This window comes from Ensifer sp. ENS10 (assembly GCF_014852025.1).
Taxonomy (GTDB): Bacteria; Pseudomonadota; Alphaproteobacteria; order Rhizobiales; family Rhizobiaceae; genus Ensifer.
In genome coordinates, this window is sequence record NZ_JACVAS010000002.1 from 348478 (window position 1) to 373734 (window position 25257).

Annotated in this window: 21 protein-coding genes and 1 riboswitch; of the genes, 9 read left to right on the top strand and 12 right to left on the bottom strand. The window is 63.3% G+C overall.

The window, feature by feature from the left end; genetic code table 11:
• Positions 1-137: 137 nt before the first annotated feature.
• From cbiB to IB265_RS08620, 5 genes are all read right to left on the bottom strand, one after another.
• On the bottom strand, positions 138-1109 hold the full coding sequence (gene cbiB, locus IB265_RS08600) for an adenosylcobinamide-phosphate synthase CbiB (protein ID WP_113737649.1): 972 nt from the start codon (positions 1107-1109) through the stop codon (positions 138-140).
• Positions 1110-2129 carry a threonine-phosphate decarboxylase CobD gene (cobD, locus tag IB265_RS08605; protein ID WP_113737648.1) on the bottom strand — a complete coding sequence of 340 codons (1020 nt, stop codon included), beginning with the start codon at positions 2127-2129 and terminating at the stop codon, positions 1110-1112. It lies immediately after the preceding gene.
• Complete coding sequence (locus tag IB265_RS08610) at positions 2126-3427, bottom strand: cobyrinate a,c-diamide synthase (RefSeq protein WP_093234596.1); 1302 nt, start codon at positions 3425-3427, stop codon at positions 2126-2128. The genes cobD and IB265_RS08610 overlap by 4 nt, the downstream gene beginning before the upstream one ends.
• Complete coding sequence (cobA, locus tag IB265_RS08615; protein ID WP_375293058.1) at positions 3424-4263, bottom strand: uroporphyrinogen-III C-methyltransferase; 840 nt, start codon at positions 4261-4263, stop codon at positions 3424-3426. The genes IB265_RS08610 and cobA overlap by 4 nt, the downstream gene beginning before the upstream one ends.
• A 130-nt stretch (positions 4264-4393) precedes the next feature.
• Entirely contained in the window at positions 4394-4828 is a 435-nt protein-coding gene (locus IB265_RS08620; RefSeq protein ID WP_113737646.1) for a cobalamin biosynthesis protein, read from the bottom strand.
• Positions 4829-5378: 550 nt separating this feature from the next.
• Here IB265_RS08620 and IB265_RS08625 point away from each other — a divergent pair.
• The 3 genes from IB265_RS08625 (at position 5379) to IB265_RS08630 (ending at position 7964) form a co-directional block, all read left to right on the top strand.
• On the top strand, positions 5379-6164 hold the full coding sequence (locus tag IB265_RS08625) for a TSUP family transporter (protein ID WP_057254193.1): 786 nt from the start codon (positions 5379-5381) through the stop codon (positions 6162-6164).
• 730 nt (positions 6165-6894) lie between these two features.
• Positions 6895-7017 (top strand): hypothetical protein, encoded by a 123-nt coding sequence (locus IB265_RS37310; RefSeq protein ID WP_256436634.1) that lies wholly within the window; start codon positions 6895-6897, stop codon positions 7015-7017.
• 353 nt (positions 7018-7370) lie between these two features.
• Positions 7371-7964, top strand: a complete 594-nt coding sequence (locus IB265_RS08630; RefSeq protein WP_113737645.1) for an isoprenylcysteine carboxylmethyltransferase family protein — start codon at positions 7371-7373, stop codon at positions 7962-7964.
• Positions 7965-8627: 663 nt separating this feature from the next.
• On the opposite strand, the gene IB265_RS08635 is transcribed toward IB265_RS08630, so the two are convergent.
• The 5 genes from IB265_RS08635 to cobU form a co-directional block, all read right to left on the bottom strand.
• The gene (locus IB265_RS08635; RefSeq protein WP_113737643.1) at positions 8628-9053 is read right to left on the bottom strand and encodes an EamA family transporter; all 426 of its coding nucleotides are present in this window, start codon (positions 9051-9053) and stop codon (positions 8628-8630) included.
• The gene (gene cobO / locus IB265_RS08640; RefSeq protein ID WP_057254188.1) at positions 9053-9697 is read right to left on the bottom strand and encodes a cob(I)yrinic acid a,c-diamide adenosyltransferase; all 645 of its coding nucleotides are present in this window, start codon (positions 9695-9697) and stop codon (positions 9053-9055) included. Before cobO ends, IB265_RS08635 begins: the two co-directional genes overlap by 1 nt.
• 153 nt (positions 9698-9850) lie before the next feature.
• Positions 9851-13618, bottom strand: a complete 3768-nt coding sequence (cobN, locus tag IB265_RS08645; RefSeq protein ID WP_113737642.1) for a cobaltochelatase subunit CobN — start codon at positions 13616-13618, stop codon at positions 9851-9853.
• Positions 13619-13719: 101 nt separating this feature from the next.
• The gene (gene cobW / locus IB265_RS08650) at positions 13720-14784 is read right to left on the bottom strand and encodes a cobalamin biosynthesis protein CobW (protein WP_113737641.1); all 1065 of its coding nucleotides are present in this window, start codon (positions 14782-14784) and stop codon (positions 13720-13722) included.
• 3 nt (positions 14785-14787) lie between these two features.
• Positions 14788-15312, bottom strand: a complete 525-nt coding sequence (gene cobU, locus IB265_RS08655; protein ID WP_113737640.1) for a bifunctional adenosylcobinamide kinase/adenosylcobinamide-phosphate guanylyltransferase — start codon at positions 15310-15312, stop codon at positions 14788-14790.
• Positions 15313-15439: 127 nt separating this feature from the next.
• A riboswitch (cobalamin riboswitch) is annotated at positions 15440-15897 on the bottom strand.
• A gap of 243 nt (positions 15898-16140) precedes the next feature.
• On the opposite strand from cobU, the gene IB265_RS08660 reads away from it, so the two are divergent.
• A complete protein-coding gene (locus tag IB265_RS08660; protein ID WP_192494753.1) occupies positions 16141-18372 on the top strand; it encodes an adenylate/guanylate cyclase domain-containing protein in 2232 nt (743 codons plus the stop codon).
• A 40-nt stretch (positions 18373-18412) separates the two neighbouring features.
• Here IB265_RS08660 and IB265_RS08665 read toward each other — a convergent pair whose 3' ends face one another.
• Together IB265_RS08665 and IB265_RS08670 are read right to left on the bottom strand one after the other, a co-directional pair.
• Complete coding sequence (locus IB265_RS08665; RefSeq protein ID WP_113737638.1) at positions 18413-19039, bottom strand: trans-aconitate 2-methyltransferase; 627 nt, start codon at positions 19037-19039, stop codon at positions 18413-18415.
• A 150-nt stretch (positions 19040-19189) separates the two neighbouring features.
• A complete protein-coding gene (locus tag IB265_RS08670) occupies positions 19190-20647 on the bottom strand; it encodes a cobyric acid synthase (protein WP_113737665.1) in 1458 nt (485 codons plus the stop codon).
• A 250-nt stretch (positions 20648-20897) separates the two neighbouring features.
• Between IB265_RS08670 and IB265_RS08675 the strand changes: the two genes are divergently transcribed.
• From IB265_RS08675 to IB265_RS08695, 5 genes are all read left to right on the top strand, one after another.
• Positions 20898-21041 (top strand): hypothetical protein, encoded by a 144-nt coding sequence (locus IB265_RS08675; protein WP_093234608.1) that lies wholly within the window; start codon positions 20898-20900, stop codon positions 21039-21041.
• A gap of 80 nt (positions 21042-21121) precedes the next feature.
• Complete coding sequence (locus IB265_RS08680) at positions 21122-21490, top strand: hypothetical protein (RefSeq protein WP_162771008.1); 369 nt, start codon at positions 21122-21124, stop codon at positions 21488-21490.
• A gap of 340 nt (positions 21491-21830) precedes the next feature.
• The gene (locus IB265_RS08685; RefSeq protein WP_057254177.1) at positions 21831-22829 is read left to right on the top strand and encodes an ABC transporter substrate-binding protein; all 999 of its coding nucleotides are present in this window, start codon (positions 21831-21833) and stop codon (positions 22827-22829) included.
• Positions 22830-23123: 294 nt separating this feature from the next.
• Positions 23124-24035 (top strand): proline/glycine betaine ABC transporter permease, encoded by a 912-nt coding sequence (locus tag IB265_RS08690; RefSeq protein ID WP_057254175.1) that lies wholly within the window; start codon positions 23124-23126, stop codon positions 24033-24035.
• Positions 24028-25074 (top strand): glycine betaine/L-proline ABC transporter ATP-binding protein, encoded by a 1047-nt coding sequence (locus IB265_RS08695; RefSeq protein WP_057254173.1) that lies wholly within the window; start codon positions 24028-24030, stop codon positions 25072-25074. The genes IB265_RS08690 and IB265_RS08695 overlap by 8 nt, the downstream gene beginning before the upstream one ends.
• The last annotated feature ends 183 nt before the right edge of the window (positions 25075-25257 follow it).

Genomic DNA, 25257 nt, shown 5'->3' on the forward strand with positions numbered 1-25257 from the left:
CGGGAGGACAAACACTTACCGGTGGAACCAAACGTCCGAAGAGAATAACCGGCCGAGTATGAAGCAATCTTAATACATATGGAAAGCAAAGTCTTAATGCGAAGCACGATTTCGCAAGACGGGAGCCGCCGAAACGATCAAATCATCGCGACGGCAAGAACAAAAACGGTCATCACCGTGCAGGCGCCATAGAATACAGCGATGCCGGCATCGATATCTTCGCTTCGCGCAACGGCGCGACCCGGACCATTGATCATCGGCTCGCTGACCTTGACGCCGCCATAGATGCGCGGACCGGCAAGCTGCAGATCGAGCGCCCCCGCCATCGCCGCTTCCGGCCAACCGGAATTCGGCGAGCGGTGCAGGCCGTGATCACGAAGGGCCGCCGTCAACGCATCCTTGGCGGCGCGCGTGCCACGGTGGATCAGCGCGCCAGCGGCGATCAGCAGGATCGAGAGCCGTGCTGCCGGCAGGTTGGCAAGATCGTCGAGCCGCGCCGAAGCCCAGCCGAAGTGCAGATATTTCGGCGATTTGTGGCCGATCATAGAGTCGGCCGTGTTCAGCATCTTGTAGGCGAGCAGACCGGGCAGACCGGCGATCGCATACCAGAAGGCCGGCGCCACGACGCCGTCGGAGAAGTTTTCGGCGAGGCTTTCGATCGCCGCGCGGCAGACCGCCGGTTCGTTGAGCGTCTTCGGATCGCGGCCGACGATCATCGAAACGGCCGCCCGCCCGCCTTCGAGCCCCCCTTGCCGCAAGCCCTCGGCAACGCGGCGCACATGATCGGCAAGGCTCTTCTGCGCCAGGAAAACCGCGACCAGCGCCGCCTCCAGCAGGAAGCCGACGGGACCGAGAGCGGCGAACAAGCGGTGCAGCAGGTGGCCGAACCAGGCGCTGACGGCAAGCAGCAGCACGATGGTGACAACGCCACGAAACCTGGCCGCGCCGTCCTCCAGATTCTCGCGGTTCAACCTGTCATCGAGGAAGCCGATCGCCTTGCCGAAGAAGACGACCGGATGCGGCAGACGCGCCCAGAGCCAGTCCGGGTCACCGACGACGCGGTCGATCACCAGCGCCAGCGCGAGGATGAGAAGGATGGTCTCCGACATTCAGAGCTCCATCCGCGCAAGCGCATCCGCCAGTCGCCGGTCACCCACCGCATCCGGTGCCAGACCGATCCTCAGCCACTCCGGCGCATAGTCGAACTTGCGCGTGAGGATATGCGCCTCGCAGAGCCGCTGCTGCAACAGAGCGGCCCTCGGATGCTCGACCAGCACGAAGAGCCCTGTTCCACCGATCCGCTTGAGCCCTGCTCCATCAAGCGCCGTATCGAGGCCGGCTCGCCGCTCGAGGATACCGGCCGCAATCGCCCTGGTGTCGCCCTGCATCAACGCTTTCGAGATGGTCAGCGCCGGGCCGGAGACGGCCCAGGGACCGAGCCAATCGGCAAAGGACGCAAGCACAGGCTCCGTCGCGACGACGAAGCCGAGGCGCAGACCGGCGAGCCCGAAGAACTTGCCGAAGGAGCGGAAGACGATGAGGTTGCCTTCATCGCGCACATGGCCGGCGACGCTCAACTCCGGCTCAAGATCGCCGAAGGCTTCGTCGACCAGCAGCAGCCCGCCGTTTGCCTTCTGCCTCGCCGCCATCGCCAGAAGTTCGGCGGACGCGAAGGCACGGCCAGTCGGGTTGTTGGGGTTTACCACGATGACCAGGGCATGCTCGGCGCTGAGCGCAGCGGCATGTTCGACGCGATCGACGGCAAAGCCGGCTGCCGACAGCACACGGGCATATTCGCCATAGGTCGGCCCGAAGATCGCGACGCGCCTGTTCGCCGGCGCCTTCCCGTTTTCATTTATGAGACGCGGCAAAAGCTGGATCGCCGACTGGGTGCCCGGCACCGGCAACGGCAGCACGCCATTGGTGCGGTAATAATCTGCCGCTGCCAGGCGTGCGTCATCCACCGTCTGCCGATCCGGCAGCCGGTGCCACGCGCGTTCCGGCACCGCCGGCACGGCGACGGGGCAAGGATTGATACCGGTCGAAAGATCGAGCCAGTCTTCGAAGCGGCCGCCAAAGCGGGCTGCGGCTTCGGTGATGCCGCCACCGTGAACGATCGGTGCGCTCATGGCGCGCCTGCGATGTCGATGAGATGCATGAAGGAGCCGGCGACATTGCCGCGCCTGAGGCCCGCATGGCCGAGATTCTCGCCGGCCGCATCGCTGACCGCAAACAGCCGGTCCGCCGCACCTTCGGCGACGATGGTCGCATAGTGGAATTCGTGCGCCGTCATGGGTCCATCGAAGAAGGCGTTGTCGACAGGCACGACGCGGCGATAGCCGAGGTGCCGCCTGCGCTCGGCAAAACTGGTCGTCAGCGGCAGCAGGCCGAGCATGTCGTAGCGTGCGCCATCGGCGGCGACAAGCCCTTCGCCGAGCACCATGTAGCCGCCGCATTCGCCGAAGATCCGGGCGCCGCGTTCCGCCGCGGATTGCATGCCGGTACGGAAGGTTGAAGCAGCACTTAAGTGCCCCGCATGCAGCTCCGGATAACCGCCCGGCAGATAGACGGCGTCGGCCGAAGGATCCGGCGCTTCGTCGGCGAGCGGCGAGAAGAACGAGATTTCGGCGCCGCCCCGCTGCCAGTCGAACAACAGATGCTCGTAAGAGAAGGCAAAGGCGATATCGCGCGCCACGGCGATGCGTTGCCCGAGCGGCCGGAACCGCTCGATCCTCGTGACCGACCCGTGCGGAAAGATCGTCGCAGCGCGGCCGACGGCATCGAGGTCGCAGTTCGCCTCCACGCGTTCGGCAGCAGCCCCGATGAAACCTTCGAGCGCCCCATGCTCGCCCGCCTGCACGAGGCCGAGATGGCGCTCCGGCAGTTGCAGCGCACTGTCCTGCCGCAAGACACCGAAAACCGGCATGCTCACCCGCTCCAGCGCATCGCGCAGCATCATCTCGTGCCGGTCACTGCCGACCTTGTTGAGGATGACGCCAACCACCCGAATATCGTCGCGATGGTCCGCATAACCGCGAACGAGTGCGGCGACCGAATGGGACAGGCGGGCGCAATCGACAACGAGGATGACGGCGAGATCGAGCGTCGCTGCGAGATCGGCGGGCGAACCGGAGCCGTCGGCGGCGCCGTCATGCAGGCCCATCATCGCCTCGACGATCAGCGTGCGGCCACCGGTCGTGGCATGCGAAGCGTTCGCAAGCAGCAGTTCCGGCCGCATTGCCCAGGGGTCGAAGTTGAAGCAGGGCTCGCCGGTCGCGGCCGCATGGAAGGCGGGATCGATATAGTCAGGTCCCGCCTTGCCGGGCGCAATCGCAACACCGCGCTTCTTCAGCGCCCGCATCAGCCCGAGCGTCACCGTCGTCTTGCCCGAGCCCGACGACGGTGCGGCGATCAGCAGTCCGCTCATGCCGGGTTCCTGAGAATGCGGTTGGCGAAGGGGTCGGCCGAGAGCTTGCGGCCATCAAGCGCACCGATCCAGTCGAGCGCTGCCCGGAGCCGCACCACCTCGCCGACGACGACGATCGCGGGCGGCTCAAGCCCGGCCGCCTCGACATCGGCCTCGGCGCGCGAAAGCGTCGTTTCGAGCACCGTCTGGTTCGCCGTCGCCGCATTGCAGACGAAGGCAACCGGCTCGTCCGGCGAACGGCCGCCGGCAATGAGGTTGGCGGTGATCGCGCCGATATGTTTCATCGCCATGTACATGACGATCACGGGCGAGCCGCTGGCGATGCCCCGCCAGTTGATGCGATCGGGCACGAGGCCGGAGGAATCGTGGCCGGTGAGGAAGGTGACGGCGTGATTGACCTCGCGGTGCGTCACGGGAATGCCGGCATAGGCAAGACCGCCGATGCCGGCGGTGATGCCGGGCACGATGCGAAACGGGATCTGGTGCTCGACCAGCGTCAGCGCCTCCTCGCCGCCGCGGCCGAAGACGAAGGGATCGCCCCCCTTCAGCCGCAGCACCCGGTTGCCGGCACGCGCAAGCTCGACCAGCCGAAGCGAGATGTCGCGCTGCTTCGGCGAAGGCTTGCCGCCGCGTTTTCCCGCAAACTCAAGCACGGCGCCCGGTCTGGCGAGCTTCAGGCAATCCTCGTTGACGAGCGCATCATGCACGATCACATCCGCCTGGCGCAGCGCATTGGCCGCATGCAGCGTCAAAAGGCCCGGGTCTCCCGGACCTGCGCCGACGAGCCAGACCGAGCCTTTCTCGAGCGCCGGCAATCCGGCAAAGAGGTCGTCGATCATGCGTGCTGCCTCACCTGTATACCGGCACCGTTTGACGCCGTGCCTAAATCGAGCCGCGAAGAACTGGATTCCATTTCAGAGCAAACCCGGACAAAAGATTGATTCAATTCAACAACATAGAAGCGCATCAGATAACCTCCGCCGCCTGGAGGCACTCTTCGACACGCAATGCCGCCGGCCCGGCAAGCGCCGCCGTCGCATGCGCGGAGATGATCTTCGCCACGATCAGCACCGCTTCGCGTCCGGCGCCGACAAGGGCAGCACCCTCGGCCACGCCATGACAGCCGGTGTGGGCAAAGACGATCTCGGAGGGATTGGCGAGACGGGAGGCTTCGGCCTCCAGCGTGGCCGCATCGTAGAAAACCGCAAGAACGGAGAAGTGCTTCGCGGCTGCAAGGATTGCCGGCTCCTCGGCGCGGGCATCGAGCGAGGCGACCAGCCGCAGATCGCCGGCACTGGCACCGGCGTCTGCCAAAGCGCGCTCGGCAAGTGCGATCACCTCTTCGGCCGGCGTGCGGCGCTCGCAACCGAGCCCGAGCACCAGCCCGGCCTCTTCTTTCATTTGTGCCAGAACGTTATTTTCACGCGATTCCGGACGCAAAACCGCTGCGCACTTTTGCTGGAATTGCTTTGATCCGCTAACCGATGGCATCGGCGGCCGGCTCCCTTCGTCGGTTTTCCTTAACGAAGCGCCGGCTGGAACGAACCGTTCCGGCCGATCTGGACAGCACCGGCTGATGGCCCCCTGGCTGGGTCGGCCGCACCGGACGCTCTTTCAGTCCACCGAAGCGGACGCCGTCGCATGATTGTCATTTTTACCGGAGCGCGGGAGACCGGTCAAACCGGATTGCGCCATCGCCATGTCGCGATTGACGAAGGCGCACAGTTGCCCGGCGGATCGCTATAGCCGCCTGTGTCGGCCGCCATTCGATCGCCGGCGCCTCCATCCAGAAACACAGCGACTCAGGACAAGGTTTTGATTCCGTGAAAGATTCGAAGGTCGTCCGCCCGGGCGGCCAACAACGCCGCAACAGAAGGCTTTGCAAATCGTGGCCGGCTCTGACACAAGGCGGCAAAACCTCCATACGTCTCCCTCTCCCCGAGTCCCTCCCGTGCAAGATCTCGCCTTCCACCTGCTCGCCTTCTTGTTCGTTGCCGCCTTCATCGCCGGCTTCATCGATTCGATCGCCGGCGGCGGCGGCATGATCACCATTCCCGCCATGCTGATTGCCGGCATTCCGCCGCTGCAAACGCTCGGCACCAACAAGCTGCAGGGGCTGTTCGGCTCGGGTTCGGCAAGCCTTTCCTATGCGCGGCGCGGTCACGTGAACCTGAAAGAGCAATTGCCGATGGCGCTGATGTCGGCGGCAGGCTCCGTGCTGGGGGCGCTGCTTGCAACCATCGTTCCAGGCGACGTGCTGAAGGCCGTGCTGCCCTTCCTGCTGATCGCCATTGCGCTCTATTTCGGGCTGAAGCCGAACATGGGCGACGTCGACCAGCACCGTCGGATCACGCCCTTCGTCTTCACGCTGACGCTTGTGCCGTTGATCGGCTTTTACGACGGCGTCTTTGGTCCCGGCACCGGCTCCTTCTTCATGCTCGGCTTCGTCACCCTGGCCGGCTTCGGCGTCTTGAAGGCGACAGCGCATACGAAGTTCCTCAACTTCGGCTCCAACGTCGGCGCCTTTGGCGTATTTCTCTTCTTCGGCGCCATCCTCTGGAAGGTCGGCCTGATGATGGGCGTCGGCCAGTTTCTCGGCGCCCAGGTCGGCTCGCGCTATGCCATGGCCAAGGGCGCCAAGATCATCAAGCCGCTGCTGGTCATCGTCTCGATCGCGCTCGCCATCCGGCTGCTGGCAGATCCGACGCATCCGCTCAGAATCTGGCTGGGGCTTTGAGTCCCGGCGCGCATTCCTGGCTCTCTTAGACTGGAACCAGATGCCGCGACTTAAGTGAACGTCACTTGACTGTCACACCAACGTCGGGCGCGCCTGTGGTCGACCAGCATGAGCATTCTTCGCCTGCTGGCCCGGCGCCGTAACCACATATCTGTTTGGGGGTCTTGCATTGCCGAGGACTGCGCGCTTCTGCACGCGCCTTTGCCTCAGCTTCCGCTGCGGCTCTCTGCTTTCGGCTCATCTTCGGCGTGGGAGCCGCCTTTGCTTTGGCTGCCTGCTGGACCGCGGATGCGCTCGCCTTGGTCGTTTGGGCTGGGCCGGTTTCACTGCATGATGCGATTATCAAAAGCGATGCGATAGCAAACGCAACTCTAGCAACGGTCTTCAAGGTACACCCGCGATCTAAACAATGTGGGCATCTATATGCGTGCTTCCAGAAGCCTCATCAAGGCCCCCCGCACAGAGGGCAACCCTAAACGCGGCTGTGCCGCCGCCTCGATTTGCCCACATTGAACGTCTGATGTCGGGGCATGGACAAAGCTGGTATCGCCTTCCTCATGCTCATCTGCGTTCTCGTCGCTCTCGTAATAAGCATTCTGGCGGTTCGGCCGGATTTGGAGAACGCCCCATCGCCCACGCCTGCAATTGTTCCTGCCAACTAGACCAAGTCCGGGAACCAAGGCCTTCGCCGGGTGTTGCTGTAGATCGCACCGACCACCGGGAAAGCCGAATGCGTATAGTCGTGAATGCAATAGTCGCCTCGATCATGAGCATACTTGTTTTCAAGTATGTCGACGGCACGTTCGGCAGCTCCGAGATCGCCGCAACGGCCGAGGAACTCTCGGACCACTAAGAACGATCAGGACAAACCAACGCCGGATCGCTTCCTGGAAACGGAAGGCGACCACCCTGCGCATAGATGTCGGTCATTGGGTGGTCATGGGGCGATCTGGCTTGTCTCAATCTAGGCAATGTGCGGATATGGCGGTGACATCCTCCCTGAGGCCCGACGAGCATTCCCTGTCATCGACACTCGCTGATACAAAATGCGCTAACCAAAACGAAGGTCGAGTGCGCACCCCCTTGAACCTCTAGCCGCTAGAGATTGCAACTTGCAGGAAATACGTCGCGGAAGTCGGGCGAGCCAGAGACTGTCAGACAGGCGCCCGGCCGCAAGCGTCCCCCTGTCGTTGCCCAGAGGTTCCAATGTTCACCACCCTGCCCGCCATCCTGATGCTTATCGTCGGCCTGTTCACGCTGGCGCTGGCAGCGCTGCGCCGCGTTCAATCCGGCCGCTCACCCGTCGTGCTGACCTATGGCGGCGATGCCGAGGGGTTTGCAGGCAAACTCTTTCGCGTGATCGTGGCGGCGCTGGTGGTTCACCTGCTGGCGGTCGCCGCCTTTCCGGAGGCGGTCGGCGCTTCGCTCGGCAGGATCCCAGTGCTCGACCGGCCGCTGCTTCACACCGCCGGCCTTGTACTCATGGCGCTCGGCGGCGGGCTGACGATGCTGTCGCAATGGGCGATGCGCCATTCCTGGAAGATCGGCATCCCTGAGAAACAGGACGCGCCGCTCGTGACCTCAGGCCTCTACGCCTTCTCACGCAACCCGATCTATGTCGGCATGGCCACGGCGCTGATCGGCACGGTGCTGGCAGTCCCGAACGTCGTCTCGGTGGCGCTGGCGCTCTCCGCCTGGATCTCGATCTCCTACCAGATCCGCATGGAGGAAACCCACCTCTCCCGCGCTTTTGGCGAGGCATACAGTGCCTATTGCGGGCGCGTCCGCCGGTGGGTTTGATTTTGACGGACTGGCAGCAACTACGTCACCGGCTTCAGTCGCGACCAAGACCGTCTCTGTGAGCTTTGAACAAAAAATAGGCGACTCCTGAAATTACATAGGCCGACATCATGTTGATCATTAACACTAAAATATAAAACACAGACGCACCCCCATGAGAACATGAAGATACGAGCAACGATGGGATGATGAAAACGTTACTGCTCAGAAACATTATCGCGAACGGGAAAATACACAATGACCCGACAATAGCGACACCAACAAAAAGGAGAGAATTGAACTTATACGAGAAATATAATGCAACGACAAAACTGAAAAATACTACGATCGATAGGAGCTTATGCGAAATGTAAATTGAGTTCGCGATCCAATAAGATGCACTCACACATGTTTCGAGGCTCAGCCCCTCGATCCCGAGCCGCCTTACGATTGCCTGATCGTCGAACAACGTTAAGTATAAGTAGACAACAATGGTCGCGAAAAGAAAACTGACGGACAAGAATACCGCATAGGGACCAAATGCCTTTCTGAGGCCGACATCGCCGTAATTCATTTTGGAAATACCATTTAGCGCTGAGCAGATACCATCCATTCAGTTACCGCGATTGCCTCTTAAAGTTCAGTGAGCAAATCGCTTCGAAGCAACAAACCGATCATGAAACCTCAAAACACCGCCAGAAGCAGCGCGCCGGCGGCGATGAACACGACGCCCAGCCAGTTCATCAGGTTGAGCTTTTCGCCCAGGAACAAGACGCCGAAGATCGCGACCATGACGATCGAGAGCTTGTCGATGGGCGCCACGCGGGCGGCGTCACCGAGCTTCAGCGCCCGGAAATAGGCAAGCCACGAGGCGCCGGTGGCAAGGCCGGACAGTGCCAGGAACAGCCAGGTGCGGCCCGGGATTTCCGATGGCCGCTGCCACTGCCCTGTTGCCGCCACGATGCCGGCAAGCACAAGCAAGATGACGACGGTGCGGATCAGCGTCGCGAAGTCGGAGTTGATCTGCGCGACCCCGACCTTGGCGAACACAGCCGTCAGGGCAGCGAAGGCTGCCGAAAGCAGCGCCCAGAACTGCCAGCTCTGGCTCATCAGAACTCGACGCCCTGCTGCGCCTTGATGCCGGAGCGGAACGGATGCTTGATCAGCTCCATCTCGGTGACGAGATCGGCAATCTCGATCAGGTCTTCTTTGGCGTTGCGGCCGGTCAGGACCACGTGGGTCATGTGCGGCTTCTCTTCCTTCAGAAAGCGCACGACTTCCGCGACGTCGATATAGTCGTAGCGCAGCGCGATGTTGATCTCGTCGAGCAGCACCATCGAGTTGCGCTCGTCGCGGATCAGCTCCTTGGCCTTCTCCCAGGCCTTTTCCGCCATCGCCACATCGCGGGCGCGGTCCTGCGTTTCCCAGGTGAAGCCCTCGCCGAGCGTGTAGAACTGGCAGACGTCGCCGAAATGCTTTTCGATCAGTTCGCGCTCGCCCGTCGCCATGGCGCCCTTGATGAACTGCACGACGGCGCAGGGCATGCCGTGGGCGATATGGCGGAAGATCATGCCGAAACCGGCGGTCGACTTGCCCTTGCCCTTGCCGGTATTGACGATGATCAGGCCCTTCTCGTCGGTCTTCGTCGCCATGATCTTTTCGCGGGCGGCCTTCTTCTTCGCCATCTTCATGGCGTGGCGGGCATCGTCCTTCTCGGCAACAGGTTCGCCGCTGTTTGTCGTCTCGTCGCTCATGATAACTCCCTCGATTTCCGGTTGGCGGGATGGATGCAAAACCGCAGCTCTGATCCCGCATCTGTTCCTTTTCCGTATTTCACTGAACGCGAAACGGAACCCAAGTCTTTGCTTCCAGGCAATTCCGGACGGAAAACCGTGCCCGGAGCTGCTCTATTCGTTGCCGGCGCGAAGCCGGGTGGCGGCGCCGCTGATGCCACCAAGTTCAAACCGCGCCGAGTTCGAGCGCGGGGTCCAGAGATTGCGGTCGATCGCTTCCAGCAGCCGCTCGGCAAGCTCGGCAAAGGCGGCGGGGTTCTTGTCGCGCAGAAACTCCGCCACCCGCTCGTCGACGACGAAGGCCTGATAGGCGGCCTCGAAGTGATGGTCGCGCACCGCACCCGTGGTCGCGGCAAAGGCGAACATGTAGTCGACGGTGGCGGCGATCTCGAAGGCGCCCTTATAGCCGTGGCGCATGACGCCATCGATCCACTTGGGATTGACGACGCGCGCCCGCACGACGCGGCCGATCTCTTCTTCCAGCGAGCGGATGACCGGCTTTTCCGGCCGGGAATGGTCGTTGTGGTAGATCGCCGGCCTGGTGCCACCGAGATGCTCGGCGGCAGCGCTCATGCCGCCTTCGAACTGGTAATAGTCGTCGCTGTCGAGCAGGTCATGCTCGCGGTTGTCCTGGTTCTGCACCACCGCCTCGATCGAGCGCAGGCGCTCCTCGAAGAGATCGCGCTCGGCCTTGCCCTCCTCGCCGGCGCCATAGGCATAGGCGCCCCAGGTGAGATAGGCCTCGGCGAGATCGGCTCTGCTGTCCCAGCCTTTCTCATCGATCAGCGCCTGCAAGCCGGCGCCGTACGCTCCGGGCTTGGCGCCGAAGATGCGATAGGAGGCGCGGCGCGCGGCCTCGGTGGCGTCAACGCCTTCCGCCTCCAGCCGCCGGGTCTCGGCGCGCATGCGCGCGGCGATCATGTTGTCGGCATCGTCTTCCTCGAGTGCGCCGACGGCGCGGATCGCCTTGTCGAACAGCGCGATCTGGTCCGGGAAGGCATCGCGGAAGAAACCGGAGATGCGCAGCGTCACGTCGACGCGCGGCCGGCCGAGCACCGCGAGCGGCACGATCTCGTAGCCCGTCACCCGCCGCGAGACCACGTCCCAGACGGGCTTGGCGCCGATCAGCGCCAAGGCCTGGGCGATATCGTCGCCGCCGGTGCGCATGTTTGCCGTGCCCCAGGCCGTGAGCCCAAAGGACGACGGCCATTCGCCGTGATCCTGCAGATAGCGGCGGATCAGCAGTTCGGCGGACTTCTTGCCGAGCTCGTAGGCGGCCGGCGTCGGCACCGAGCGGCTGTCGACGGAATAGAAGTTGCGGCCGGTCGGCAGCACGTCCGGCCGGCCTCGTGTCGGCGCTCCAGAGGGACCGGGGGCGACGAAGCGGCCATCGAGGCCGGTGAGAAAGCCGGCCATTTCCGCAGCACCAGAGCCCGTGATCGAGGGCTTGAGGCGGGTTTCGATCTCGTCGAGTACGGCTTGCGTGTTCGTCCAGTCCGCCGGGCAAGGCTGCTCACCCGAGACGAGGCTTGCCGCCAGCAGCTCGATGCGTTCGACCGTGTCGCCGGCAGTGCGCCAGGGGGCGTCGGAGATGTCGGCGAGGATAGCCGGTTTCGGGCCTGTCCACACGTCCGACATCACGCAATCGAGCGGATCGAAGGCGAGTCCCGCATCCGCCGCGATCGCCCGCTGCAGGCTTTGGTCGCCGCCTTCGCCAAGCCCGCGTGGGACGCGCGCCAGAGCCACGGTCAAGTCCGTCAGCAAGCGCCCGTCCGGCGCCACGCCGAAGATATGCAGGCCGTCGCGGATCTGCATTTCCTTGAGGTCGCAGAGATAGGCATCGAGCTTTTCCAGCGCCTTGTCGTCGCTGTCGCCCTTGTCGATACCGGCATCGCTGTCGAGGCCGATGTCGCGCACGAGATCGAGGATCTGGCGGCTCAAGAGCCGGAGCCGTCGCGGATCGCCGCCGGCGGCGTCGTAATATTCATCGACCAGCGCTTCCAGGTCCTTGAGCGGCCCGTAGGATTCAGCGCGCGTCAAGGGCGGCGTCAGATGGTCGATGATGACGGCGCTGGTGCGGCGCTTGGCCTGCGTGCCTTCGCCCGGATCGTTGACGATGAAGGGATAGATATGCGGCAGCGGCCCGAAGATCGCCTCGGGATAACACCTCTCCGACAGCGCCAAGGCCTTGCCCGGCAGCCATTCGAGGTTGCCGTGCTTGCCCATGTGCACGATCGCCTGCGCGCCGAACTGATGGCGCAGGAAGGCATAGAAGGCGAGATAGCCATGCGGCGGCACCAGATCCGGCGAGTGGTAGCTTTCCTTCGGATCGATATTGTAGCCGCGCGCCGGCTGAATGCCGACGATGACCTCGCCGAAGCAGGCGAGCGGCAGCGCGAAGCCGCCGTCGAGGAAGAACGGATCGGCCTCCGGCGCGCCCCAACGGCCGCCAACTTCATCCTGAATCTGTTTCGGAAGCGAATCGAAGAAGCGCTTGTAATCGCTGAGCGAAATTTTTTCGCGGATCTCGCGGTCTCGGCCTGCTGCATTGGTCGGGCCGGCCATCAGGTAACGCATCAGCGCGTCGCCATCCGCCGGCACCGCCCCTACCACATAACCTTCTCGCGCCATGGCGCCGAGCACCTCGACGGTGCCGGCCGGCGTGTCGAGTCCGACGCCATTGCCGAGGCGGCCGTCGCGGTTCGGATAGTTGGCCATGACGATGGCGATCCGCCGCTCGGCGGGCTTCGTGCGACGCAGCTTCGCCCAGTTGACGGCGAGGCTTGCGGAAAAACACACCCGGTCTTCAAGCGGCTCATGGCCGACAATGTTAGCCTCGACTTTCGCATCGTAGATCGACGCCGCCTTGAACGAGACGGCGCGCGCGAGAATGCGGCCGTCGACCTCCGGCAGCGCAACGTTCATCGCCAGATCGCGCGCCATCAGCCCTTGCGGCGATGTCTCCCATTGCGCCCGCGACGAGCCGGAGAAGATCACCTGCAGCACCGGCGCGCCGGTTGATTCCAGTACCGTCGGCTGCCGGTCGGCACCGGGCGAGGAAACGGCAAAACCGGTGGCGTTCATCACCACATCGGGTGCGGCCTCGGAAAAAATCGCCTGCAGCGTGCCGACGGACACGGCATCCTTGAGGCTCGACACGAACACCGGCAGTACCCGAACCCCTTGCGCCGCCAGCGCATCGATCAGCGCCTCCACCGGCCGTGTCTCGCCACTCTGGACCAGCGCGCGGTAGAAGCAGATGGCGATGGTGGGATTTGCGCATGCGGGGGCTCCAGCCCCCACAACACTCAACCAATCCGAAACCCCGATCACGCCCCGCCCCGGCCACCAGATGCCGGCTTTCAGCAAAGGCTTGGCCGGCTGCGGTTTCTCGGCGCCTGAAACCAGCGCCTCGGCATAGTCGAGGAACAGGCCGGCATTGTCGGCGCCGCCCTCGTTGAAATAGGCCCAGAGCCGCTGGCGGTCATCGGCCTCAACCGTAGAAAACGGTTCAAGGCCCGGGTCCGGCTTGTCGTCGCCCGGCAGCACCGCGATCTGGAAACGGTGAGTGACGGCCGCCGCATGCAAGGCTTCGAGCAGATAGCGGAAATAGCTGGCGCCACCGAGCGGCCGGACGACGATCAGCTTCGCATGACGTGCCGTGCGCTCGACATAGGTGTCGACCGACATCGGGTGCATCAGGCTCATCAGGCTGGCAATGCGCAGACTCAGGCCTCCGTCGCGCCGGCCGTGGGCCGCAGCGATCGAGGAAAGCTCGGTGTCGGCGGCCGACAGGAAGAGGATATCGGCCGGCGTTTGCCCAAGGTCGATCGCCTCGTTGCCGTCGGCGATCGTTCCTTTCTGGGCGAGAAGCAGATGCATGATCTTGTCCGTTCGGGCAATTCCGAACGGAAACGCGTGAAGCGGCTTCCGTCCGGAATTGCGTTATTTCAATGCGTTAGATCATTTCATTCAATGAACGATCAGACGAGCGCAGCAATCGCAGCGCGCACCGCCGCCTCGTCCATGTCGTGCAGGCCGATGACGACGAGGCGCGTACCGCGCTTTTCGCCGGCCGCCCAGGCCCGGTCGTAATACTGGTCGATGCGGGCACCGACGGCCTGGATCAGCAGGCGCATCGGCTTGCCGGGCACATCGGCAAAACCCTTGAGGCGCAGCACGTCGTGCTCGGCGATGACGCCCTTGAGGCGATCGATGAAGGCGGCCGGATCGGCGATGGCGCCGAGCTCGACGACGAAGCTGTCGAACTCGTCATGGTCGTGCTCCTCGCCCGTTTCATGCTCCATCTCGTGGTGCGACTTGCGGTTGGCGATATCGCTTTCGGTGCCGACGCCGAGGCCGAGCAGGATGGCGGCGGCCACTTCGCCGTTCTTTGCCTCGATCATGGTCGGCTTGCGGCTGGTGCGCGAGGAAACCTCGTCGCGCACGGCCTTGAGGCCGGACGCGTCGATCAGATCGGTCTTGTTGAGCACGATGAGGTCGGCAGCGGTCAGCTGATCCTCGAACAGTTCCTCGATCGGGCTTTCATGGTCGAGATTGTCGTCCTCGACGCGCAGCGCATCGACCTTGTCATGGTCGTCGGCAAAGCGGCCGGCGGCAACAGCAGCGCTGTCGACCACGGTGACGACGCCATCGACGGTGACTTCGCTGCGGATGTCCGGCCAGTTGAAGGCGGCGATCAGCGGCTGCGGCAGCGCCAGGCCCGAGGTCTCGATGATGATATGGTCCGGGCGGTTTTCGCGTTCGAGCAACTTGGTCATGGTCGGGATGAAATCATCGGCAACGGTGCAGCAGATGCAGCCATTGGTAAGTTCGATGATGTCGTCCTCGCTGCAGGCCTCCGCGCCGCAGCCCTTCAGCACATCACCATCGACGCCGAGATCGCCGAACTCGTTGATGATCAGCGCGATGCGCTTGCCGTCGGCGTTCTGTAAGAGGTTGCGGATCATCGTCGTCTTGCCGGCGCCGAGGAAGCCGGTGATGACGGTCGCCGGGATCTTGCCGTGGCTGGTTCTCGCAGTGGTCATTATTCAACCCTTCATTTTCAGCGGCAAACCGGCCGCGACAAAGTAAACTTCAGCGGATTTCTCCGCAACGATCTGGTGAAGCCGGCCAGCATGGTCGCGAAACTCGCGGGCCATGCGGTTCTCGGGCACAATGCCGAGGCCGACCTCGTTGGAAACAAAGACGAGGCGCGCCCGCGCCTGCGGCAGGAAGGCGGCAAGCGCTGCGAACTCCGCCTCGATGTCGCGCTCCTCAAGCATGAGATTGGTGACCCACAGCGTCAGGCAGTCGATCAAAACGACATGGGTGGGGTCGTCGATGCGCCGCAGAATGCCGACGAGATCAACAGGCTCCTCATGCGTCGTCCAGCCTTCGCCGCGGCGCGTCCTGTGATGGTCGATGCGCGCGCGCATTTCGTCGTCCCAGGCGCGGCCGGTGGCGACATAATGTTTGGTAAGGCCGGACGTTCCGACGAGCTTCTCGGAAAAGCTGGACTTGCCGGAACGGGCGCCGCCGAGGACCAGGACCGGTCCGGCGCTGGGATTGCTCATCGTGACCGCGCCAAGGTCAGCGGCAGATGGCAACAGCCGTGCGACGCGCCGGCGGCGCGTTCGGGAAAGTATCTGAGAGCCAAAACAACCTCCGTGATGGCGTTGGAGACGACACGTCTCCTCGGGCGGAATGCCCATGTCGGGTGGCAGGTCTCCTGGCTCACGGCGTCACGGGCCCCACATCGCCTCGCCCCGAATGGACGAGGTTCCGATGTCAGGACCCGAGCGGCCCGCCTCACCTTCCCGGCGCTTTCCAGTGCCACAGCGAACCTTTGCGCGTCGTCTCCGACGCATGGGTGCTGTGGGCGACATCATGAAAGGCGGACGATTCGTAGAAGAAGAGGCGTCCAACCCGGCTGATCACGATGCCACGCCAGTGGCTTTTCCGGCTCGATTCCGCACTGCCTCGATTGCCCCATGCAACCGGCTGGCAGCTCTGAATTTGAGCCCGATGGCGAACCCTGACCGTTCTACAGTCGCGGGGTCGGCTGCGATAAGGATGCCCGGTTTGGGTCCATCCGTCACATTCCCAATTATTCCCCCCAATCGCCACGACAAGGGGGAACCATCCAACATCCGATGATTAGGAAGCGGGCGCCGCAAAGTCAATCGACGCTTGCGACACCTCCCCGGCCGACTTGCGTCGCGCGACGATTTGTCGAGCGCGAAGCCGCACCGGACATGAGGCGAATGGCAGATCGCGAACGAACATATTTTAGCAATTACAGATGTTGCGTTAAACTGCAGCGCCGCGCGTCCTATGGACGTGCAAAGGTCGCTGAACCATCCCGCAACCGACCCGAGGGGCTTCGTTTATCCGGTAGGCACATGGAACGCAGGCTCGCCGCCGTGATGATTGCCGACGTTTGCGGCTATGGGCTGCTTACCCAGGCCGACGAGGAGGGTACCTGCGCCCGCTTTCAGGCCGACCTGCACGAACTATTCGAACAAAGCATCGAGACGCATCGCGGCCGGCTGATCAAGACCATGGGCGACGGCCTGCTGGTCGAGTTCCACAGCGTCGTCGAGGCAGTCCGATGTGCGGTCGAGGTGCAGCGCGCCAAATCTGATAGTCGCGGTGTGGACGCGGGGCGGCTGCAATTCCGCATCGGCATCAATCTTGGCGACGTGATCGTCGAGGGCGACGACATCCACGGCGATGGCGTCATCATCGCCGAGCGCCTGCAGGGCCTGGCCGAACCGGGCGGCATCGTCATCTCGGGCACCGCCTACGACCAGGTCGAGAAGCACCTCGATGTCGGTTTCGTCTTTCTCGGCGAGCAGCGTCTGAAACACGTCGAAAAACCGGTTCGGACCTACCGTCTCTGGCTGGACGAAGCCCACGCCCGCAAGCCGAAGGCCAAAGCGCACCGCGGGAGACGCTGGGCCGCGCTGGCCGCGGCATCTGCCCTGGCATTCGCAGCCGCCGTCAGTGCCGCCTGGTGGCGCCCGTGGCAGCCGCCTGCCGACATCCGTCCGGCTCAGGCCGTGGACTTCAGCCAGGCAGACAAGCCCTCGATCGCCGTGCTTCCCTTTGCCAATGTCAGCGATGACCCCAAGCAGGAATTCTTCGCCAATGGCATGACCGACGGCCTTGTCACCGAACTGGCCCAGATCTCCGGCCTGTTCGTCATCGCGCGCAACTCGACCTTCACCTACAAGGGGAGATCGGTGACAGCCAGGCAGGTGTCGGAAGAGCTCGGTGTCCGATATGTGCTTGAAGGCAGCGTCCAGCGTGCCGGAGAGCAGCTTCGCATCAATGCGCAGCTCATAGATTCCCTTGATGGCGGACACGTCTGGGCCGGAAAGTTCGACGGATCGCTCACCGATGCCTTTGCGCTGCAGGACGAAGTGATGCGCGGCATTGCCGAAGCGCTTGCGTTGCGGCTGGACCCTGACCAGCAGATGGCCTTCGGGCGCAAGGAAACGGCCGTGCCAGCGGCCTTCGATGCGTTCCTGCGCGGCTGGGAGCATCACCGGCGCACCACGCCCGAAGACTTCGCGAAGGCCCTGCCCTACTTCGACCAGGCGATTGCGCTCGATCCCGCCTATGGACGTGCCTATGCCGCCGCAGCCATGGTCTATGCGCGCATTTACCTGTGGCGCTGGCACTATCAGCTGGGCATCACGCGCTTCGAGGCGCGAGCCAAGGCGCGGCAGTTTCTGCGGATGGCGCAGAAACATAAGACGGCACTCGCCTATCAGGCAGCGGCCCTCCTTGCCGAAGTGGACTGGCGGCATGCCGACGCGCTCGCAGACCTCAAGGAAGCGATCGCGCTGGAACCCGGCGACTCCTGGAGCTACGCATTGACGGCCTTCGTCCTGACATCCGCCGGCCGGCCGGCGGAGGCTCTGCCCTATATCCGCACGGCGATCCGCCTCGATCCGCACTCCCCGTCCTTCTTCCTGTACGTCCTCGGCCTGACGCAGTTCAGCCTGGAGGATTTCGAAGCGGCAGCGGCAGCGGCGAAAAGCAGTATCGCACTCAACCCCCAGGATGACGGTCCTTTCCTTCTCCTTGCCTCTGCCGCCGGACATCTCGGTCACCGCGCGGAGGCTGAGGCGGCAGTCGCCCGCTACGACGCGCTTCGCATCAGCCGTGGCGGAACGCCCGTCTGCATTTCAGAGCGCCCGCCGCTGGACCTGGCGCAGCCGCATGCCAGCGAGAAGCTCTATCAGGGACTGCGTCTGGCGGGCGTGCCTGAGACCCTGATGAACACCGACGTCAGCATTCGCGACAGGCTGCCAGCCGATGAGCTCCGTTCGTTGTTCTTCGGGCACCGGTTGCGTGGACGCATGCTGGATTCGGGCGAGGAACATGAAGCTGTCGTTTCGCCCGAGGGCATCGCCACCTTGACGGGAGACTGGGCTTCGCTCGGCGCCGGCAGGATGAGCAACGTCGAGGTCCGGTTCGAGAAGGACGAGGTTTGTTTCCTGTGGCTGAAAACGACGAACCTTTGTGGGGTGGTCTCGCGGAACCCCGGAGGACTGAGCGCCCGGGAAAACGAGTTCATCTGGTACCACGGCGACAGAGCCTTCACCTTCTCGCAGATGCGCTAGCCACGGCAGAAGCGACGCAGGCGCCAAACCGGTTGCGGCCCTAGTGCGTCACCCGCTGCAGCACGCTGAACTGGAAGGCCTGCGTCGAGTTCCACGGCGTCGTGTGCTGGTGCATGATATGCTCGACAAGCCGGAAGGACGGTCCGATCACTTCGGCCAGCGCCGCCGGGTCGTAACGCGCCACGGGCAGACCGCTGCAGCGCTCCGGACCATCGGGCGCGAAGGTGGCGATAACGGCGTGTCCGCCCGGAACGACGGCCGCCGTCAGGCGTTCGATATAGGCCGCCCGGTCGTCCGGATCGGTCAGGAAATGAAAGGCGGCGCGGTCGTGCCAGATGTCGTAGGTCCGATCCGGCCGCCACGCGGTCACATCGGCCGCAACCCAGTGGACCGCGTCGGCCCGCGGCCCGAGCCTTGCCCTGGCGGCATCGAGCGCCGCCGGCGACAGATCGAGCACCGTCACTGATTTCATGCCCTCGTCGAGCAGCGCGTCCACCAGCCGCGAGGCGCCGCCGCCGATATCGATCAGCGACGCGGTGGCGATCGTCACGTGCCTGCGGATGAGATCGAGCGAAACGGCGGGCGCATCTTCGAACCAGCTGACCCCCGCTTCGCCTTTCGATTGATAGGCTTTGTCCCAATGGGCTCGTCTGGTTTCGTCCTGCATTGCAACACCTGTCTCCGAGCGCGCGGCCGCAGCTGAGCGCTCCGTCCTTCCCAGTGAATTCTACAGCGGAACGGCGGAAGATGCTGGGGTTTCAGGCTTGTCCATGCTGTCGCCAGGAATCCCGATGATTTCCGCTGCCCGCCTTTTCGGTTATCTGCCGAGCAGTCCGTCCAGCCAGCGCCGGTCGAGTACCGCCTCCAGCTCGCCGGCGACATCGTCGAGCGCCGCATCGACCGACTCGCGATAGTTGCTGGCGCCGCCTTCAATGCCGAAGCTCTTCAAAAGTGCTGTGCGATAGGCGTCACTCGTGAACAGCCCGTGCAGATAGGTACCCATCACCCGGCCGTCGGCAGAAAGCGCACCATCCGCACGGTTGCCGATGCGAACCGAAGGTCGGTCGCAATCGGCCCCTTGCGTCTTGCCCAGGTGGATCTCGTAACCCTCGAGGGCCACGTCATGCTCCAGCGACCAGGCGCGGCTGTTGCGCACGGTCTTTTCCGGCGCCATCTCGGTCTCGACGTCGAGAAGCCCGAGGCCCTCGACCGCACGTTCGCCACCCTCGATGCCGAGCGGATCGGTGACCCGACGACCGAGCATCTGGTAGCCGCCGCAAATGCCGATGACCCGTCCACCGCGGCGCACATGGCGCTCGAGATCGCGATCCCAGCCTTGCGCCCGAAAATCGATGAGATCGCCGATGGTCGACTTCGATCCGGGAATGACGACGAGGCCGGCATCAGCGGGGATCGGGTTGCCCGGCCGGACGAAGACGAGATCGACCTCGGGCTCGGCGGCCAGCGGGTCGAGGTCGTCGAAATTGGCGATGCGCGACAGCACCGGCACGGCAACCTTCAGCGCCCGTCCCTCGCCGCGCGTCAGTTTCTCCAGCACGACCGAATCTTCTGCCGGCAGCCTGGCTGCTGCCTTCAGCCATGGCACGACGCCAAAACAAGGCCAGCCGGTGAAGCGGTTGACGGCGGCGATGCCATCATCGAACAGCGTAACGTCGCCGCGGAACTTGTTGATAAGGTACCCGGTGACCATGCGCCGGTCCTCGTCCGAAAGGATCGCATGGGTGCCGACGAGCGAGGCGATCACCCCGCCGCGGTCGATGTCGCCCACGAGCACGACCGGCACGTCGGCGCGTGTCGCAAAGCCCATATTGGCGATATCGCCGGCCCTGAGGTTGATCTCCGCCGGCGAGCCCGCGCCCTCCACCACCACGAGATCGGCGCCGGCCGAGATCTGTTCGAAGCTTTCCAGCACGGCGCCAAGCAGCTTCGGTTTCAGCGCCTGGTACTCCCGGCCCTTGGCCTGCCCCGTCACCTTGCCCTGCACGACGATCTGGCTGCCGACGTCGGACTGCGGCTTCAAAAGCACGGGATTCATGTGCACGGACGACGGCACGCGCGCGGCCAGCGCCTGCAGCCATTGCGCCCGGCCGATCTCGCCGCCGTCGTCGGAAACGGCGGCGTTGTTCGACATGTTCTGCGGCTTGAACGGCCGGACCTTTAAGCCCCGATTGGCGGCGAGCCGACAGAGCCCCGCCACCAGTACCGATTTTCCGACATCCGAGCCGGTTCCCTGCAACATGATCCTGCGTGTCATGCGGCCATCGGTAACACTGAAACGGTCAGCGGCAAAGGTCTGTTTCGACACGATTTCGCCGCAATTAAGTGAGGCTTCTCACGCATTGTTTCGGCCTTTCGCAAGGCTTGTCGAAAATGCCGCAGCCGGTAGCCAAATTGCGACATCGCATGGCGAGTTTGGCATTCATTCTATTGCAGCGCACACCTATATCAGCGGCATAGCAACACGCTCCGGGGGACAGGCCTCCGGCCTCTCAAGGTTTACGTCCATGCTGTACATCTTCAGCAAGCCCAACTTCGTCCAGATCGCCTGGAACTCCAAGGTTCCGACCAGCCAGTCACGCGTGCGCAACCTCGTCGTCGACGCTCCCTTCGGTCCGCTCGGCTTCATCCGTACGTCGAACGTCGGCTAGGTCCGCGATCGGGGCGCAGATGCCCCTTCGAGCTCTCCTCCCAGAGCCTCCTCCACCGCCCCATCCGGGGCGGTTTTTTTATGTCCGACGCTGGTGCTGAAATGCGAAGGCCGCATCAACCTCGAAAAGAGGGATGCGGCCACCCAAAAAACGCCTGGTCACTTCGGGGTAACGCACCGAAGGTTCGCTTGAAATCCGGGACGCACTACCTGATCCGGACCCGCGGCAGTCCCCCGCCGCGAAAAGAACAATTAGCTGGACATCGTTACCGGATGGTTATTGAGGATTTAACCAAAGATGAATTTCGGCTTTTTTTGAATTTTTTTCGCGACATGCGCGACAATCGCCGTGACGCAATCACGACAGGAAACGTCAGGATCTCGACAGGGATTCGAACGATGTGGCGCATAGCGCCATTTTTTGCGGCAGGAATTGTCGGTATTGCTTAAATTCGGCCTTCCTCATGCTCAAAAAGCGCCCGCCGGCGATGTCGCAGACAGAACGCGTAAAGAGCGGCGGCGACCCGACGTTCCGATTGAAGAGGTTGATTTCTCAATGAGAATACTTAGGCTTGGCTGGCGGTATAAGAGGAGATTGGCTGGCGACAGGGTTCCGCGGCCAGGGCTGAAAACGAACTCCCGCACCGTCCGCAGCAAGGGTGAACCTTGGCTTAATTTGATGCCGAACCCCAGGCTGCATAGTTGCTCCGGGTGACGGAGGATGCTCGGCATCCGCCGTGGGTTCCCGTTTGGAAATTGGCTGCAAATAAAGACTGGGAGGTCTTGCAACATGAAGAAACTCCTCGCTTCCACCATTCTCGCCGCGGGCCTCTATGCTCTGGCGGGTTCCGCGCAGGCTGCGGAATGCGGTGAAGTCAGCATTGCCGAAATGAACTGGGCTTCCGCCGGCGTCGCCGCCCAGGTGGACAAGTTCATTCTCGAAAACGGTTACGGCTGCACCGTGACGCTGGTCACCGGCGACACCATGCCGACCTTCGCTTCCATGAACGAAAAGTCGCAACCCGACATGGCGCCGGAACTCTGGGTCAACGCCGTGCGCACGCCGCTCGACGCCGCGATCAAGGAAGGCCGGCTGATCGAAGCCGCCAAGATCTTGAGCGAAGGCGGCATCGAGGGCTGGTGGATCCCGAAATTCCTCGCAGACGCGCATCCTGACATCAAGACGGTGCAGGACGCCCTGAAGCATCCGGAACTCTTCCCGTCGCCGGAAGATTCGTCGAAGGCCGCCGTTCACAATTGCCCGTCGGGCTGGAACTGCCAGGTCTCGACCGCCAATCTCTATCGGGCACTGGACGCGGAAAAAGCCGGCTTCCTGCTGGTCGATACCGGTTCGGCCGCCGGCCTCGATGGCTCGATCGCCAACGCCTTCGAAAAGAAGACCGGCTGGCTCGGCTACTACTGGGCGCCGACCGCCATTCTCGGCAAGTACGAAATGACCCGCCTCTCCTTCGGCGTCGACCACGACAAGGCCGACTGGGACGCCTGCACCGCCGTTCCTGACTGCCCGACACCGAAGGTCAACTCCTACCCGGTTTCCGACGTCTACACGGTCGTGACCAAGTCCTTCTCCGAGAAGGCCGGCGTCGCCATGGATTACGTCAAGGCGCGCAAGTGGGACAACGGCACCGTCAACAAGGTTCTCGCCTGGATGGACCAGAACCAGGGTACCAACGAGGATGGCGCCAAGCACTTCCTCGCCGAGTTCCCGGACATGTGGACCCAGTGGGTGAGCCCGGAAGTGGCCGAAAAGGTCAAGGCGGCACTCTGACACGACACAAGGGCAGGCGCGCCGTCCCTCACGGCCGCCTGTCCGTTCCGGTTGTGATGCCGGAACGGGGACAATGCAGCGCTCTCACGGGTTCCGTTCGAGCGCGCGTCGTTCCAGAGGCGGCGAAGCGAGGCCGTCCGCGTCGCAAACAGTAAAGCGGACGCCACATTTCGCTGACACAGTTCAAGAGCCGGGCCCAAAGAGGCCACCAGCAGTGTGCGCAGGCATCGACGCAAATCGATGCCGAGACGCAACCGGCGAGATAAAAGACTTCCGGCCAAGAAGGGGATACATATGGCATCCATCTGCAGTGTCTTGCCAGCTTTGCTCTGCAAGTTCCCTGCCATTGACGAAGGCACGATCCGGCTCGCTCGCAAGACCGTCGATGACGGCTTCAAGGGATTCGTGCGGTCCTATGGCGACATCATCGACAGGATGGTCCAGCCGCTTCAATGGTTCCTGAACTACCTCGAAAGCCTGTTCGTCGGCTCGCCCTGGATCCTGGTCCTGGTGCTCATGGTGGCGGTCGTCTATTTCGGCAGCCGCAACATCAACGTCACCATCGGGACGGCGCTGTCGATGATCGCCATCGGCCTTGTCGGGCTTTGGAACGACACGATGGTCACGCTTGCGATGGTCACCGTCTGCACGCTCATCTCGATCGTCATCGGCATTCCGATCGGCATTCTGATGGCGCGCTCGGACCGGGTGCAGGCCTTTATCAACCCGATCCTCGACGTCATGCAGACGATGCCGAGTTTCGTCTACCTGATCCCTGTCGTCATGGTCTTCGGCCTCGGCAAGGTGCCGGGCCTCATCGCGGTCGTCATCTACGCCGTGCCGCCGATGATCCGGCTGACCAATCTCGGCATTCGTCTCGTCGACAAGGAAGTGATGGAAGCGGCCGACGCCTTCGGCTCGTCGTCCTGGCAGAAACTGAAGAATGTGCAGATGCCGCTCGCCTTGCCGACCATCATGGCCGGCATCAACCAGACGATCATGATGTCGCTGGCGATGGTTGTCGTCGCTTCGATGATCGGCGTCGGCGGCCTCGGCAAGAACGTGCTGCAGGCGATCGCCAACCAGTTCTTCACCGTCGGCTTCCTCAACGGCTTTGCCCTTGTCGGCATAGCCATCATTTTCGACCGTACCAGCCAGGCCTTCGGCAAGCGGCTGCAAAAGCACTCGGAGGTTATCCATGGCTAGTCACGCGATCGAGGTGAAGAACCTCTACAAGATCTTCGGACCCCGCGGCGGCGACTTTGTCGACGCCGTCAAGAAAGGCTTGGGCAAGGCCGAGCTCAACGAGAAGCACGGCCACGTGCTCGGCCTGCAGGACATCAACATCTCCATGCCCGCCGGCGGCGTCATGGTGGTCATGGGTCTCTCCGGCTCCGGCAAGTCGACGCTGATCCGCCACATCAACCGGCTGATCGACCCGACCTCGGGCGAAGTGCTTTATGACGGTGTCGATGTCTGCAAGATGAACGACGACGCTCTCCGGGAATTCCGCCGCCACAAGACGGCGATGGTGTTCCAGAAATTCGCGTTGCTGCCACACCGTACCGTGCTCGACAACACCGTCTACGGCCTCGAAATCCAGGGCATCGAGCGCAAGGAGAGCGAGAAGCGTGCGCGCGGCTGGATCGAGCGCGTCGGCCTCAAGGGCTTCGAGAACCACTATCCGAACCAGCTTTCGGGCGGCATGCAGCAGCGCGTCGGCCTTGCCCGCGCGCTCACCAACGATGCCGATATCCTCTTGATGGACGAAGCCTATTCGGCGCTCGATCCGCTGATCCGCGTCGACATGCAGACCGTGCTTCTCGACCTGCAGAAGGAACTGAAGAAGACCGTCGTCTTCATCACCCACGACCTCGACGAGGCGCTGCGCCTCGGCGACAAGATCGCCATCCTGCGCGACGGACGCGTGGTGCAGCAGGGCACCGGCCAGGAGATCGTGCTTTCGCCGGCCGACGACTACATCACCGCTTTCGTCAAGGAAGTGAACCGTGGGCGGGTGATCAATGTCGAAACGATCATGCGCCCGCTCTCGGGCAATGCCGAAGGCGTACCGCTCGTGACCGGCACCGTGCTGGAATCGGCCGCCCGCATGATGACCGCTGCCCGAGTCACAAGCGCCCATGTGGTCGACGTCAACGGCCGCCCGATCGGTGCACTCGACCTTTCCACCGTCATCTCCGCCATGGTCACGCCAACGAGCCACGAGGATCGCGCGGCGGCTTGAAACGGGATGATCGGGGTCAGCCGCGCCAACTGACGAGGCGCCTCTCATCCGCCTGCCGGCACCTTCTCCCCGTTCTGACGGGGAGAAGGGACTCGCGGCAAGGCCGCATTCCCTAACCTGACAAGATCATCCAGCTCCCCAGCCAATGGCTGGCGGTTGGCGACCGGGCACGTCCCCTCGCTC

What these genes read in the sequence shown, in the direction of transcription:
- IB265_RS08620 (WP_113737646.1), bottom strand. Translation starts at nt 4,828, where the DNA reads ATGAAAGAAGAGGCCGGGCTGGTGCTCGGGCTCGGTTGCGAGCGCCGC.
- IB265_RS08685 (WP_057254177.1), top strand. Translation starts at nt 21,831, where the DNA reads ATGAAGAAACTCCTCGCTTCCACCATTCTCGCCGCGGGCCTCTATGCT.
- cbiB (WP_113737649.1), bottom strand. Translation starts at nt 1,109, where the DNA reads ATGTCGGAGACCATCCTTCTCATCCTCGCGCTGGCGCTGGTGATCGAC.
- cobN (WP_113737642.1), bottom strand. Translation starts at nt 13,618, where the DNA reads ATGCATCTGCTTCTCGCCCAGAAAGGAACGATCGCCGACGGCAACGAG.
- IB265_RS08610 (WP_093234596.1), bottom strand. Translation starts at nt 3,427, where the DNA reads ATGAGCGGACTGCTGATCGCCGCACCGTCGTCGGGCTCGGGCAAGACG.
- cobU (WP_113737640.1), bottom strand. Translation starts at nt 15,312, where the DNA reads ATGAGCAATCCCAGCGCCGGACCGGTCCTGGTCCTCGGCGGCGCCCGT.
- IB265_RS08695 (WP_057254173.1), top strand. Translation starts at nt 24,028, where the DNA reads ATGGCTAGTCACGCGATCGAGGTGAAGAACCTCTACAAGATCTTCGGA.
- cobW (WP_113737641.1), bottom strand. Translation starts at nt 14,784, where the DNA reads ATGACCACTGCGAGAACCAGCCACGGCAAGATCCCGGCGACCGTCATC.
- IB265_RS08670 (WP_113737665.1), bottom strand. Translation starts at nt 20,647, where the DNA reads ATGACACGCAGGATCATGTTGCAGGGAACCGGCTCGGATGTCGGAAAA.
- IB265_RS08630 (WP_113737645.1), top strand. Translation starts at nt 7,371, where the DNA reads ATGTTCACCACCCTGCCCGCCATCCTGATGCTTATCGTCGGCCTGTTC.
- IB265_RS08680 (WP_162771008.1), top strand. Translation starts at nt 21,122, where the DNA reads ATGTCCGACGCTGGTGCTGAAATGCGAAGGCCGCATCAACCTCGAAAA.
- IB265_RS08635 (WP_113737643.1), bottom strand. Translation starts at nt 9,053, where the DNA reads ATGAGCCAGAGCTGGCAGTTCTGGGCGCTGCTTTCGGCAGCCTTCGCT.
- cobO (WP_057254188.1), bottom strand. Translation starts at nt 9,697, where the DNA reads ATGAGCGACGAGACGACAAACAGCGGCGAACCTGTTGCCGAGAAGGAC.
- IB265_RS08675 (WP_093234608.1), top strand. Translation starts at nt 20,898, where the DNA reads ATGCTGTACATCTTCAGCAAGCCCAACTTCGTCCAGATCGCCTGGAAC.
- cobD (WP_113737648.1), bottom strand. Translation starts at nt 2,129, where the DNA reads ATGAGCGCACCGATCGTTCACGGTGGCGGCATCACCGAAGCCGCAGCC.
- IB265_RS08690 (WP_057254175.1), top strand. Translation starts at nt 23,124, where the DNA reads ATGGCATCCATCTGCAGTGTCTTGCCAGCTTTGCTCTGCAAGTTCCCT.
- IB265_RS37310 (WP_256436634.1), top strand. Translation starts at nt 6,895, where the DNA reads ATGCGTATAGTCGTGAATGCAATAGTCGCCTCGATCATGAGCATACTT.
- IB265_RS08665 (WP_113737638.1), bottom strand. Translation starts at nt 19,039, where the DNA reads ATGCAGGACGAAACCAGACGAGCCCATTGGGACAAAGCCTATCAATCG.
- IB265_RS08660 (WP_192494753.1), top strand. Translation starts at nt 16,141, where the DNA reads ATGGAACGCAGGCTCGCCGCCGTGATGATTGCCGACGTTTGCGGCTAT.